Raw genomic sequence first — 298 nt, 5'->3', positions numbered from 1 at the left:
TTGCCCTTAAATCCGAGACACGGCGCGTTTTCCGGCCTTTCTTGCCCTTAAATTTGAGATGAGGTGGCTGAACCGCCGACGCGTAGTCGCATCCGCTGAGCAATCTGGTCGACGGTTGCAAGCAGTCGGGGCTCCTTATCGTAGGCGCGAAGCAGGGCAACTCGTGCGTAGACGTCGATGTCCATGCTGCACAACGCAGCCTTTACCAGTGGACGTGATTGGGCGGAGGCAATGGCGGCAAGGCAGAAGAGCCTTATGTTCGGGCGGGGGCTTTGAAGCGCGAAGAAAGGGTCTCCAC

Annotated in this window: 1 pseudogene; it reads right to left on the bottom strand. The window is 58.4% G+C overall.

Annotated elements, in window-relative coordinates:
* Window positions 1–47: 47 nt before the first annotated feature.
* Window positions 48–298: pseudogene (locus A3764_RS25845) on the bottom strand (TniQ family protein); the annotation flags it as partial.

Source organism: Sulfitobacter sp. HI0129, assembly GCF_001635395.1.
Lineage (GTDB): Bacteria > Pseudomonadota > Alphaproteobacteria > Rhodobacterales > Rhodobacteraceae > Sulfitobacter.
This window is presented reverse-complemented; position numbering and strand designations above follow the sequence as displayed.